At 70.1% G+C, this 9,777-nt stretch carries 14 protein-coding genes, 1 tRNA gene and 1 pseudogene; 8 read left to right on the top strand and 8 right to left on the bottom strand.

The window, feature by feature from the left end:
• Positions 1-639 (bottom strand): annotated as a pseudogene (locus SACHA_RS23630) (FAD-dependent monooxygenase); the annotation flags it as partial.
• Between SACHA_RS23630 and SACHA_RS24860 the strand changes: the two are divergent.
• Positions 544-846: a hypothetical protein gene (locus SACHA_RS24860; RefSeq protein WP_198010090.1), complete on the top strand. Its 303-nt coding sequence runs from the start codon at positions 544-546 to the stop codon at positions 844-846. The pseudogene SACHA_RS23630 and the gene SACHA_RS24860 sit on opposite strands and share 96 nt — an antisense overlap.
• A gap of 69 nt (positions 847-915) precedes the next feature.
• Here the strand turns inward: SACHA_RS24860 and SACHA_RS0103210 are convergent, their stop codons facing one another.
• The 3 genes from SACHA_RS0103210 to SACHA_RS0103220 form a co-directional block, all read right to left on the bottom strand.
• Positions 916-1,536 (bottom strand): GNAT family N-acetyltransferase, encoded by a 621-nt coding sequence (locus SACHA_RS0103210; protein WP_198010086.1) that lies wholly within the window; start codon positions 1,534-1,536, stop codon positions 916-918.
• 229 nt (positions 1,537-1,765) lie between these two features.
• Positions 1,766-2,434 carry a hypothetical protein gene (locus SACHA_RS20020; RefSeq protein WP_019807157.1) on the bottom strand — a complete coding sequence of 223 codons (669 nt, stop codon included), beginning with the start codon at positions 2,432-2,434 and terminating at the stop codon, positions 1,766-1,768.
• 114 nt (positions 2,435-2,548) lie between these two features.
• Positions 2,549-2,633, bottom strand: a tRNA-Tyr gene (locus SACHA_RS0103220).
• Positions 2,634-2,750: 117 nt separating this feature from the next.
• Between SACHA_RS0103220 and SACHA_RS0103225 the strand changes: the two genes are divergently transcribed.
• Positions 2,751-3,242 (top strand): YajQ family cyclic di-GMP-binding protein, encoded by a 492-nt coding sequence (locus SACHA_RS0103225; RefSeq protein WP_019807159.1) that lies wholly within the window; start codon positions 2,751-2,753, stop codon positions 3,240-3,242.
• 16 nt (positions 3,243-3,258) lie between these two features.
• The gene (locus SACHA_RS0103230; RefSeq protein ID WP_019807161.1) at positions 3,259-3,789 is read left to right on the top strand and encodes a GNAT family N-acetyltransferase; all 531 of its coding nucleotides are present in this window, start codon (positions 3,259-3,261) and stop codon (positions 3,787-3,789) included.
• Between the two features lie 70 nt (positions 3,790-3,859).
• Here the strand turns inward: SACHA_RS0103230 and SACHA_RS0103235 are convergent, their stop codons facing one another.
• A complete protein-coding gene (locus tag SACHA_RS0103235; RefSeq protein ID WP_019807162.1) occupies positions 3,860-4,201 on the bottom strand; it encodes a hypothetical protein in 342 nt (113 codons plus the stop codon).
• Positions 4,202-4,689: 488 nt separating this feature from the next.
• Here SACHA_RS0103235 and SACHA_RS0103240 point away from each other — a divergent pair, with 488 nt between their 5' ends.
• On the top strand, positions 4,690-5,367 hold the full coding sequence (locus tag SACHA_RS0103240) for a class I SAM-dependent methyltransferase (RefSeq protein WP_019807164.1): 678 nt from the start codon (positions 4,690-4,692) through the stop codon (positions 5,365-5,367).
• 37 nt (positions 5,368-5,404) lie between these two features.
• Here SACHA_RS0103240 and SACHA_RS25940 read toward each other — a convergent pair whose 3' ends face one another.
• Both SACHA_RS25940 and SACHA_RS0103250 read right to left on the bottom strand, forming a co-directional pair.
• The gene (locus SACHA_RS25940; RefSeq protein ID WP_232211797.1) at positions 5,405-5,605 is read right to left on the bottom strand and encodes a hypothetical protein; all 201 of its coding nucleotides are present in this window, start codon (positions 5,603-5,605) and stop codon (positions 5,405-5,407) included.
• A 100-nt stretch (positions 5,606-5,705) separates the two neighbouring features.
• Positions 5,706-5,939 (bottom strand): hypothetical protein, encoded by a 234-nt coding sequence (locus SACHA_RS0103250; protein WP_028662848.1) that lies wholly within the window; start codon positions 5,937-5,939, stop codon positions 5,706-5,708.
• A gap of 215 nt (positions 5,940-6,154) precedes the next feature.
• On the opposite strand from SACHA_RS0103250, the gene SACHA_RS0103260 reads away from it, so the two are divergent.
• A complete protein-coding gene (locus SACHA_RS0103260; protein WP_007025151.1) occupies positions 6,155-6,355 on the top strand; it encodes a helix-turn-helix domain-containing protein in 201 nt (66 codons plus the stop codon).
• A gap of 159 nt (positions 6,356-6,514) precedes the next feature.
• Entirely contained in the window at positions 6,515-7,396 is an 882-nt protein-coding gene (rfbA, locus tag SACHA_RS0103265; RefSeq protein WP_019807173.1) for a glucose-1-phosphate thymidylyltransferase RfbA, read from the top strand.
• 34 nt (positions 7,397-7,430) lie between these two features.
• Here the strand turns inward: rfbA and htpX are convergent, their stop codons facing one another.
• A complete protein-coding gene (htpX, locus tag SACHA_RS0103270) occupies positions 7,431-8,294 on the bottom strand; it encodes a zinc metalloprotease HtpX (protein ID WP_019807175.1) in 864 nt (287 codons plus the stop codon).
• A 225-nt stretch (positions 8,295-8,519) separates the two neighbouring features.
• Here htpX and SACHA_RS0103275 point away from each other — a divergent pair, with 225 nt between their 5' ends.
• Positions 8,520-9,533, top strand: coding sequence for a metal ABC transporter solute-binding protein, Zn/Mn family (locus SACHA_RS0103275; protein ID WP_039737815.1), 1,014 nt, complete (start codon positions 8,520-8,522; stop codon positions 9,531-9,533).
• Positions 9,530-9,777 (top strand): ATP-binding cassette domain-containing protein (locus SACHA_RS20025; protein ID WP_039737786.1); only part of this gene is annotated, 248 nt, incomplete at its 3' end. The genes SACHA_RS0103275 and SACHA_RS20025, both read left to right, overlap by 4 nt.

The following is a 9,777-nucleotide window of genomic DNA, read 5'->3' on the forward strand; positions in this document are numbered from 1 at the left end:
CGGGCGCGAGCGCGGGCACCAGCGTGCCGCGCAGGAACGCGGGTGCGGGGTGGGTGGCGGCCTCGACGAAGAACACCCCGTGCGTCAGGGCCAGCACCTGCCGCGCGACGGGGCGGCGCTCGGCCTCGTAGGAGTCCAGCAGCGCCGTGCCGTCCGGAGGCCTGCCGACCGGGGCTGAGCCGTCCGGGGCGGTGAGCTCGGCCTCGGTGTGTGCTGCCTCGGTGTGTGCGGCGAAGGCGAGTTTCCAGTCGAGGTTGACCGCGTCGAGGATGCCGGTGTTCATGCCCTGCGCGGCCGCCGGGAGTGGGTGTGCGCGGCGTCGCCGACGAGGAACAACCGGCCCGCGCGGAACCGGCGCGCCAGCCGGTGTTGCAGCCGCACCCGGGCGGACCAGGTCAGGTGGCGCAGCCAGGCACCCAGCCCGGCCTGCCGCAGCAGCGCGTCGACCTCGGTGGCCGGGACCTCGGCCGTGGGGTGTCCGTCTTGGTCGGGGGTTGGCGGTCGCGGTGACGGCAAATCCAGCGTGTACGGCGGAACCGCCCGGTGCGTCCCGTTTCCCGAGCGCGGAGATCGGAAGGAACCGACCATGGGTCTGATCAACAGGGCCAAGGCCGACACGACGAGCACGAGGCCCAGCATGCGATCGAGCGTGGCCGCAAGGTCTTCGTCGCAAAGTTCATCGAAGCGAACACGACCAGCCTGGTCACGGGGCCGATGACGGGACTCAACGACCAGATCGAGGCGGTCGAGGCGCTCGGCTGGCACCTGGACCAGTTCGCGGTGGGCGAGGGTCAAGCGTTGACCGGCGAGCGGGTCGCCGTCATCTGCCTCTTCCGGCGCTCCTGAGCAGGCAGCCGGTTCGGGAGTTTCCGTCGAGGTGCCCTGCCGACCCGACTCAGAAGGCGCCGGACGGCATCAGCGTGGTGGTGACCATACGTACGGCGTGGTGGTGGCCACAGCACGGAAATTCAACCGCTGCAGGATCGGTGCACTGTCGTCGGATGCCGCCACCTGCAGAAACCTGACGCCCTGAGCGACAGCCCGCTCGGCACGCGCGGCGACCAGCGCACGATAGACCCCTCGTCCCCTCCATGCGGGCAGCGTCGAGCCGCCACAAAGCCCGGCGAACCCGACCCCGGCGCCGAGGAAGACCAGCCACGCCGCCGAAACCATCTCGCCACCGGCTTCAGCGACGAACACGGCGGTGTCGTCCGGCGCGGCCGCCACCCGATGGACCAGGTCCTCGCCGATGCCGCTCCAATCCTCTCCCCAGACCACCGACTCCATCGCCGCGATCCGGCGCATCTCGGCCGGCGCAGTGACCTGGCGCAGTACGACACCCTCCGGCAGGACCGGCGACGTCACCATCTCCTCGGCGAGCCCGAACATGACCGTCTCCGACGGCTCCGCGACGAAACCGGCCCTGCGCAGGCGACGCCCCAGATCCGCGGGTCGGTCATGTTCGCAGACCTTCCACACCACCGGCTCCCCACGCGCGGCGAAGTAGTCACGCTGCCGCGCGATCAACCGGTCCAACTCCCCGTTCCGCACCCCGACGTCCCGCGGACCACTGACGAAGCCCTCGGACTCGCCGACGGTTCGCCATACCGGCCCGTCCCATTCGTGCACGACTCCCGCGGGCACCGGGACCGCCGGGGGCCGACACCGATGATCATCGTAGAGTCGGCGCACAGCTCAGCTCCTCCTCCGCCTGGTCGCTCATCCCCGCCGGTCCGCCGGAGAAGGCTCCGAAACTCGACCGGTGTCATGGTGCGTCATCGCGGGCGAATCGGCGATCATCCGGATCCGGCAGTGCGCGGCGTCGACGCAGCGTGCGCACCGAGCCCCCAGCCGTTCGGTCAGTTCGGTGCCCGGACGGTAGCGGTGGTTCTGCAGCAGGGACAGCAGTTCCTGTGATCAGCGGCTCGTAGGGCTCGTTCTCCGGCGTGAAGATGAGGAGGAAGTCCCTGCCTGCCCCGGTGGCGACCTCGTGGAGGCGGGCGAGGGCCTCGGCCTCGGTGGGGAGGGTGAGGAGGCCGAGCACCGCGGCCGCACGGTCACGTCGAAGCTCCGGGTCGGGCGTGCTCGCCAGGTACTCGGCAGCCAGTTCGCGGCTCTCCTCCGCGGTGAATTCCCGGCAGTCACGCCACCAGGGTGCGACCAGCAGGAGCCGCATCAGCTCCCACAAACCGATCGCGACGAGAGCCGCGCGGCCTTCCGAGTCCGCGTACAGGACCGGACGTTCTTCGCCGCCTTCGCCACAGAAGAAGTACGTACCCCCGGCTCCGTCTCCCGCGAAGCCCTCCAAGGGCGCGCCCGACGCGAGATGGACCTCCTCGCCGTGGTCACTCCGGTCGAGGTCGAAGTCGCCCGGCCAAGCCAGGAAGTCGGCGACCTCGGTGTGTTCGGCGATGACACTGATCAGCGAGGGCATGCACGGACCCTAGCGGCGGGGAACGACAGATTCGCACCGATCGCGGGCCCGGGCGGGCTGTACGAGAAACGCCCCGCCGACCTGGCGTTTCAGGTCGACGGGGCGTTTGCCTGGTGGTGGCGGGTGAGGGATTCGAACCCCCGTAGGCTGAGCCGTCTGATTTACAGTCAGATCCCTTTGGCCACTCGGGTAACCCGCCAAGTTCGGTCATCCCGACCGACACGAAGTCTACCCAACGCCCTCCTCGCCCGGCCGTGGGGGGCGGGGGTGGCTAGGGTGGGGGCGTTCCCGCAAGCCGATCCGTGAGGTGTGTGCCGTGGCCGATCCGTCCTTCGACGTGGTGAGCAAGGTCGACCGCCAGGAGGTGGACAACGCACTGAACCAGGCGGGCAAGGAGCTGTCCACCCGGTTCGACTTCCGCGGCACCGGCGCGCGGATCGAGTGGGCGGGCGAGCGAGCCGTCGTGATCGAGGCGGAGACCGAGGAACGCGCAAAGGCGGCGGTGGACGTGTTCAAGGACAAGCTCGTCAAGCGCGGGATCTCGCTGAAGGCGGTTGAGGCCGGCGAGCCCGCGGTGTCCGGCAAGACCTACAAGGTCAACGGCACCATCCTGGAGGGCATCGAGGCGGACAAGGCGAAGAAGATCGCCAAGTACATCCGCGACGAGGGCCCGAAGGGCGTGCAGGCGCAGATCCAGGGGGACCAGCTTCGGGTGACCGGCAAGAAGAAGGACCACCTGCAGGAGGTCATCTCCCTGCTGAAGAACACCGACTTCGGCATCGCCCTGCAGTTCGACAACTACCGCTGACCCGCCGCACGAGCTGATGTTCGAACCGCACGGGCAACCGACGCCCGTCGTGCGTGGCCGCCGTGCGGACGACGTCTCCGCCTGCGCCACCGCGCTGGTGGCCGTGCACGAGACGGACGGCTACCCGGTGGAAGGGGTCACCGACCCGGAGGCGTGGCTCACCCCGGAGAACCTGCTCCGGGCCTGGGTCGCCGAGCTGGCCGGGGAGGTCGTCGGTCATGTCTGCCTGACCGCTCCCACGGACTCCAACCCGGTCGCAGCGACGGTGCGGGCGCACACCGGGACCGAGGCGGCCGGGTTGGTGGTGTTGGGCCGCCTGTTCGTGCTCCCTGAGGCACGCCGACACCGGGCCGGTGAGCTGCTGACCCGGACCGCGACGGACTACGCGGCCGTCGCCGGACGACGTCCGGTACTGGAGGTCATGGACAAGGACCGGGCCGCGATCCGCTTCTACGAACGCCTGGGCTGGCGCCGGATCGCCACGACCGGGCACGACTCGGGCCACGGCCGCGTCCCCGCCCACCACTACCTCGGCCCCGCCCGGTAGGCACTCCTCGAGCCACGCTCACCGACCCATCGTCGCGACCCTCGGACGCATGATGAACGCGTAGCGCTCGTCAGCGGGATCCCAGAGGGGCCGGCCGTACCCGAGCGTCGAAACCATCGGCGACGAAAAACTTACTCTCAGCCGTCTTCTCCCACTCGGGCGTGAAACCTCCCGCCTTATGGATAGCGGAACGCGTGATGAGAAGCGCTTGTTCCAGTGCTCCAGCGTCCGTCTGTGCGTCAACCCCCAGACTCACCCTGATGTCTCCAGTAGTCAGCTCAGCGCAGACATCGGGGTCCACAGCCCCTGGTTCGTCGAGCAGAGCGTCCATCACTGACAGGAAGTGGTGCTCAAGATCGCCCGTCCCGGTCTCGACGTGGCAACCCAGCTCGATCCAGTACCTAGCCGTCACGCGCCCTCATTCCAGCAGGTCGCTCGCTTCAACGCGTCGGATAAGTGGACAATCGACGAAAGAGATCATTGACCGATCAATGCCACCGCAGGGGATCACCGCGCCCGCTGGATCTCTTTCAGCTTCATTCACCACCCAGTGCTGAAAGACGAAGGGGCGCGCCTCTGGCGCGCCCCTTCTCCCGAGTCTGGCTGAGTCGTACCGTTCGCCACCGCTCCGCAGTGCACGAACACGGCACTTTCGACCGCTCCGCAGTCTCAACAGCCGCCTAGCATGCTAGGCAGCTGCTGTGGTCCTGTCAAGGAAGAGCCGCCTGCCACTACTCGGCCCCGCTCGGTAGGCGCCTCCGGTACAATAGTGGTTGAGGGATCGTCTCTCCCGACTGTCCCGGGCGAGCCGATCCACCGGGGGACGACGTGTCGCGAACAGAGCTCTACGACGAGATCGGCGCTGGATACTCCCTGGGACGACGCACGGACCCGCGGTGGATGGTGCCCATCTCCACCGCGCTCGGCGACGCCCGGTCGGTTCTGAACGTGGGCGCGGGTACCGGCTCCTACGAGCCGGGCATCGACCGGGCTGTCCTCGCCGTCGAACCCTCACGGCAGATGATCCGTCAGCGACCCGGGAACGCAGGCCCGGCCGTTGCCGCGATCGCCGAAGCACTCCCGGTCCGCGACCGGGCGGTCGATGCCGCGCTAGCCGTCCTCACCGTGCATCACTGGTCCGACTGGCGACAGGGTCTCGCCGAACTGTGCCGGGCGGCCCCGATTCGAGTCGTGCTCGCCTATGACACCGCACGGCACACCGATTTCTGGTTCGTCCGCGAATACGTTCCCGAGATCGCCGACCTGGAACTCTCCCGCCCCTCGGCCGAGGACATCGCCACGGAGCTCGGCGCGCACACGATCACCACACTCCCGGTGCCGTGGGACTTCACCGATGGCGTGTTCCCCGCCTACTGGCGACGGCCTGCCGCCTACCTCGATCCACGAGTCCGGCAGAGCTGCTCCGCGCTGGCACAGACCCACCCCGACGCGGTCGACCGGGGGATCCGCCGCCTGCGTCGGGACCTCGAGACCGGCCACTGGCACGAGACCCACCGGGACCTGCTCGGGATGACCGAGTGGGACGCGGGTTTCCGACTCATCGAGTCGTCCGCCTGAGCGGGTCGGCGGCTCGACCGGGCCGATTCCACGTCGGTCAGCCGCCGGTGGCGCCGAGGGTGTCGACGGGGCACCAGTGCTCGCGCCGGGGGTCGTCGAGGCAGGCCTGGATGCAGCGTTCGCAGAAGCGGCCGTCGACGGTGCCCCGCGGACGGTCCGGCCGGGCCACCGGCTCGACCGCGCACACCGCACACGGCGCCGTGCCCCAGGCGCGCAACGCGGCCAACACCCGCCGCATCACCGCCACCTCCGGCGGACACAACCCCGCCGCATCCGGATCCACCACCGGCCACCGGGGCGGATCCGAACCCACCCGCCCCAACAACACCGTCGGCGCCTCACCACACACCGTCCCCACTCTCGACCACCCGACCCCCGGCACCACCGTCGAGCTCCTCGGCACGGCCCAGGAACTCCCCCGCCAACGCGGCGAACGCGTCCCCGACCTCCCGCACCGGACCCGCCGGCAACTCACCCCCGTCCTGACGCCCCAGCAACTCCACCACCACCGGACCGAACGACCGCATCACCTCCGCCGCCCGACACAACAACTCCCGATCCCGCGCAATCACCGGAACCACCCCCGGTGCGCCGACGCGTGCAAGCCAGCCCCCCTCGTCATCGGCGTGGCGAGCTTTCCGCGCATCGCCCTCTGGTCCTCGCCATCCATAGCTCCCTCAAATCGGACATCTGAGCCATCAAGTTTGTTGTGCGCTATTTAAGACTTTGACGCTATCGAGGTCAAGCGCCAAGCGAGACATCCAAGACAATCCGTAGCGTCCAAGACATGGGTGCGCGCAAGCTCCTGACCAGCAGGGAAGTCGCTGACGAACTGGGGTTGTCGGCGCGCACCATCGCGCGGTACGCGAGGGACGGTTCACTCGTTCCGACGATCGTCACGCCGGGCGGTCAGTACCGCTGGGACCTCGACGACGTGAAACGCCAGATGCGCGAACAGTGGGAACGCCAGCGCGACGAGCGCCCCTAGCCGGACTCCGGCCGGGTGCCGTGAAGGCCCCCTTGCCTGCGTGGGACTCCGTGAAGGACTCCTTCACGGCACTCAACGCAGGGAAGGAGTCCTTCACGGCACCACGGGAGGCGATACGCTGCCCGGCGGCAGGGTGAAGCGGCGACACGGGAGTGGCGGATGAAGGGCATCGTCCTCGCGGGCGGGAGCGGCACCCGGCTGCATCCGATCACACAGGCGGTGTCCAAGCAGCTGCTGCCCGTCTACGACAAGCCGATGATCTACTACCCGCTGTCGGTGCTGATGCTGGCGGGCATCCGGGAGATCATGGTGATCTCCACGCCGACGGACCTGCCGCACTTTCAACGGCTGCTCGGGGACGGCAGCCAGTGGGGCCTCGACCTGGCCTACGCCGAGCAGCCCAGCCCGAACGGGCTTGCCGAGGCGTTCGTGATCGGGGCCGATTTCGTCGGCGACGACGACGTGGCGCTGATCCTCGGTGACAACATCTTCTACGGCCGGGGCTTCTCCGGCCTGCTGCAGGAGCAGGCGCGGAACCTGGACGGGTGCGCGCTGTTCGGCTACGCCGTGAAGGACCCCGAGCGCTACGGCGTGGGCGAGGTCGACGGGGACGGCACGCTCCTGTCCATCGAGGAGAAGCCCGCCGAGCCGCGGTCGAACCTGGCCATCACCGGGCTGTACCTCTACGACAACCAGGTGGTCGACATCGCCGCCGGGCTCCGGCCCTCCGCCCGGGGCGAGCTGGAGATCACCGAGGTGAACATGGAGTACGTGCGGCAGGGTCGCGCCCGGCTGAACGAGCTCAGCCGCGGGTTCGCCTGGCTGGACACGGGCACGCACGACTCGCTGCTGGAGGCGGGGCAGTTCGTCCAGGTGCTGGAGCACCGCACCGGGGTGCGGATCGCCTGCCTGGAGGAGGTGGCGCTGCGGATGGGGTTCATCACCGCCGACGAGTGCCACCGGCTCGGTGCGAAGCTCGCCAAGAGCGGCTACGGCGACTACGTGATGGAGGTGGCCCGGGCGGCGGGCGCCACCGGTTGACCCGCCGGGCACGCCGGCGGATCGGCCCGCGGACTCACAGCGAGCGCCGGGACATCTCCTCCAGCCTGCGCACGCGGTCGCTCACCGGCGGGTGGGTGGAGAACAGGTGGGAGAACTTCTCCCCCGGCCGGAACGGGTTCGCGATCATCAGGTGGGACTGGGACACCACCTGCGGCTCCGGCGCCAGCGGCCGGGCCTGCGTGCCGCGCTCCAGCTTGCGCAGGGCCGAGGCCAGCGCCATCGGATCGCCGGTGAGTTCGGCGCCCGAGGCGTCCGCCTGGTACTCGCGGGAACGGCTCACGCTCATCTTCACGATGCCCGCGGCCACCGGGCCGAGCAGCGCCAGCAGCAGCGCCCCGAACGGGTTGATGCCGTCCTCCCGGCTGCCGCCGAACATGCCCGCGAACATCGCCATGTTGGCCAGAAAGCTCACCACACTCGCCAGCGCCCCGGCGACACTGGAGATCAGGATGTCCCGGTTGTAGACGTGCGAGAGCTCGTGCCCGAGCACGGCGCGCAGCTCCCGCTCGTCGAGCAGCTGCAGGATACCGGTGGTGCAGCACACGGCGGCGTTGCGCGGGTTGCGTCCGGTGGCGAACGCGTTGGGTGCCGAGGTGGGGCTGACGTAGAGGCGGGGCACCGGCTGCCGGGCCGAGGTGGCCAGCTCGCGCACGATCCGGTACATCGCGGGCTGCTCGGCCTCGGACACCGCCCGTGCCCGCATCGCCCGCAGGGCCAGCTTGTCGGAGTTGAAGTAGGCGTAGCCGTTGACGCCCAGGGCGATCAGCAGTCCGAGGATCAGCGCCGTACGGCCGAACAACCCGCTGATCAGCACGATCAGGGCGCTGAGCAGGCCGAGCAGCAGCGCTGTCTTCAACCCGTTGCGATGGGAGTGCACGTGCCCTGCCTCCTTCCGGCGGTCTCCTCGGCGTCGGGCCTTCAGCGGTGTCCGGTGTTCCGTGGCCCCTACCGGATCGAACGACGTCGATCGGCACGAAGTTCCTGGTCGTCGCGACCGTGACGAAGCTGACGTCCTGCTCGGACACCGCAGGCATCGGGTGGACCTCGCCGCGATCTTCGCCGTGGCTTACGATGGGTTTCGGGATGCCGAAAAGAGGTGATCATGCAGGAGGAGGGTCCGGCGGGATCGCTCGCGCGCCGCAGACGGGCGACGCGGCGTGCCCACGTCCGCACGGTCGCCGCCGTCGCGGTGATCGCCGTGCTGGCGGTCAGCGGCGCGATCTCCTACGCCGTCCGGCCGGGCACCATCGAAACATCGGACGGCGGCGACGGACCCCTGCGGGTGGTCACCACCACCACCTTCCTGGACGACACCGTGCGGCGCATCGGGGGCGAGCACGTCCGCACCGTGCGGCTCATGGGCCCGGGCGTCGACCCGCACCTCTACCAGGCCCGGGCCAGTGACCTGCGGCAGATGCGGGCCGCCGACGCGGTGTTCGCGGTGGGCCTGTACCTGGAGGGCTCGCTGATGCGCACGCTGCACGGGCTCGCCCGGGACAAGCCGGTCCTGTTCGCCGGCGAGGCGATTCCCGAGGACCGGCTGCTCCCCCCGCCCGCCGGTTCCGCGCCGGAGGAGGAACACGACCCGCACGTGTGGTTCGACCCGGAGCTCTGGGCGCACGTGGTCGACGCGGTCACCACCCGGCTGGCCGAACTCGACCCGGCCCACGCCGACGACTACCGCCGTGCGGGCGGCGACTACCGGGAACGCGTGCTGGCGCTGGCCGAGGAGGCCGAGGCCGCCATCGCGACGATCCCGCCCCGCTCCCGCGTGCTGGTGACCTCGCACGACGCCTTCCGCTACCTCGGCCACGCCTTCGGGATGGACGTGGTGGCCGTGCAGGGCATCTCCACCCAGGAGGAGGCGGGCACCGCCGACATCACGCGGGTGGCGGATGCCGTCGTCGACAGCGGGGTGCGCTCGGTGTTCCTGGAGACCAGCGTGCCCGGCAGGACGCTGGACGCGGTGCTCGCGGCGGTGCGGCAGCGCGGCGGCGAGGTCCGGCTCGGGCAGCCGCTGTACTCGGACTCGGCGGGGGACGACGGCACCCCCGAGGGCACCTATCTCGGCATGGTGCGCGCGAACATCGACCGGATCGTGGAGGGCCTGCGATGAGACCGACCCGCACCCGGAGGCGGCCGGGGACCGGCACCGGCACGCCCACCGCGCTGTCGCTGTCCGGCGTCAGCGCCTCCTACGGCGGTCGCACGGTGTTCGACGGGGTGGACGTGGACATTCCCGCCGGGGTCCTGGCCGCGGTGGTCGGCCCGAACGGGGCGGGCAAGTCCACGCTGGTGAAGGCCGCGCTCGGGCTGGTCCCGGCCGTGCGGGGGCGGGTGCGGGTACTGGGCGCGCCGTT

It is taken from the genome of Saccharomonospora halophila 8 (assembly GCF_000383775.1).
Taxonomy (GTDB): Bacteria; Actinomycetota; Actinomycetes; order Mycobacteriales; family Pseudonocardiaceae; genus Saccharomonospora; species Saccharomonospora halophila.

Bases quoted from the DNA above. Each gene is read 5' to 3' on its own strand.
- SACHA_RS20020 (WP_019807157.1), bottom strand. From the start codon at position 2,434: ATGCCCTCGCTGATCAGTGTCATCGCCGAACACACCGAGGTCGCCGAC.
- SACHA_RS0103240 (WP_019807164.1), top strand. From the start codon at position 4,690: ATGGTGCCCATCTCCACCGCGCTCGGCGACGCCCGGTCGGTTCTGAAC.
- rfbA (WP_019807173.1), top strand. From the start codon at position 6,515: ATGAAGGGCATCGTCCTCGCGGGCGGGAGCGGCACCCGGCTGCATCCG.
- SACHA_RS0103275 (WP_039737815.1), top strand. From the start codon at position 8,520: ATGCAGGAGGAGGGTCCGGCGGGATCGCTCGCGCGCCGCAGACGGGCG.
- SACHA_RS0103260 (WP_007025151.1), top strand. From the start codon at position 6,155: ATGGGTGCGCGCAAGCTCCTGACCAGCAGGGAAGTCGCTGACGAACTG.
- SACHA_RS25940 (WP_232211797.1), bottom strand. From the start codon at position 5,605: ATGCGGCGGGTGTTGGCCGCGTTGCGCGCCTGGGGCACGGCGCCGTGT.
- SACHA_RS0103230 (WP_019807161.1), top strand. From the start codon at position 3,259: ATGTTCGAACCGCACGGGCAACCGACGCCCGTCGTGCGTGGCCGCCGT.